Source organism: Acinetobacter sp. YH16038 (assembly GCF_013417275.1).
Lineage (GTDB): Bacteria > Pseudomonadota > Gammaproteobacteria > Pseudomonadales > Moraxellaceae > Acinetobacter.
Window position 1 is genome coordinate 1 of record NZ_VPEG01000158.1, and the last position, 1,325, is coordinate 1,325.

The 1,325-nt window shown below is 55.2% G+C and carries 1 protein-coding gene and 1 pseudogene; both read right to left on the bottom strand.

Features of this window, described 5'->3' with window-relative positions:
• A partial coding sequence (locus tag FTV34_RS17505; RefSeq protein WP_180070919.1) for an ISL3 family transposase occupies positions 1-904 on the bottom strand: 904 nt, incomplete at its 3' end.
• Positions 897-1,325, bottom strand: a pseudogene (locus FTV34_RS17510) (CmlA/FloR family chloramphenicol efflux MFS transporter); the annotation flags it as partial. The gene FTV34_RS17505 and the pseudogene FTV34_RS17510, both read right to left, overlap by 8 nt.

Sequence of the window (1,325 nt, forward strand, 5' to 3'; positions counted from 1 at the left end):
CGTACACCGTAGTCAAGAACGCATTGGCGGCCAGGAGTTCGTCCAGCTTGACCGCCTGCTCGGGCTCAAGGTTGTCAGCATTGCGTAACAGTATCCAACGGCTGCTTTTGATCACCTTGCGGGCGACCTTGTCATCTCGCAGTTGATTGGCCTGATCAACTCGCACTCTATCCATCACTTCGCGGCCATACTTAGCCACCACATGGAACAGGTCGTAGACCACCACCGCGTTGGGGCACTGGGCCTTCACTTCAAGATCGAAGGCTGAGTTCATGTCCATGGCCACTGCCTCGATCTGGTTCCGGGCATCGCCTAACCACTCGAAGAACGGCCGGATCGCCTCACGCGAGCGGCCCTCGCCAATCCACACCACTTGCTGGGTGTCGGCACAGGCGACCACCGTGGCGTAGCGATGACCCTTGTGCAAGGCGAATTCGTCCATCATCAGGCGGCGCAATCGACTTCGATCTGGCTCGTGCAAATCACGTTTGAGCCGCTCCATGTCAATAGTCTTGACTGTATGCCAATGCAAGCCCAAAAGATTGGCAACATGACTGACGGGCAGCATCTGTACTAATTTCTCAATCCAGTTTCGCACTGATTGCGTAATACGGGAGCGCGGTGGTAGCCAATCGATCCGCTCTCTGGTTGGACCGCATTGTGGACAACGCAGCCGCCGCACAGGTACATCCAACTCGACGCGATACTGCATAATTGGTGACTCGCGAACTCGGCGCCAATTGATGTCATGTACCAGGAAACAAGGGCAATCGCATCGGCTACAAATTGGCGTATGCTCCTCGTCGTGTGTAAGACGGATCAGCAAAGTCTGTTCATCTAGAAGCCCATGAGACGCTGGCGAAAAGCCCTTCCAGAACAGGCTCCAAACATCAGCGCTAGTCATGATCATGGACCGATTGCGCGCTATCGGTGCCTTGTAGCGCCAAGGCATCATGTTCTTCTTGGCTGAGATGGCGTCTGTTGGGATTGATGCAGGACAGACAAAGCACTGCTGTTGCGAGGATGAGGCAATAAGCGATGATCGGCCAGGTGGTACCAGTCGATAAAAGCGTAATAATGAGTGTCCCGATAATCCCTAACAGTAGTCCACCCAAACAGAAGTAGACTGCTGTAGCGGTCCCAGCGATATGATCGAAACCTCGAAGAGCGGCATTGGGTGCCACCGATACCGCAGTGGCGATACCAACACCCACGAGCCACATCGGGGCGATGAAGCCAAGCACCGAGACCGGTGCCAATGTCTCGCCAACAGCGAGCAACAGCGCTCCCGCCATCAGACACCCCATTCCCACTCGTAAGGTCTT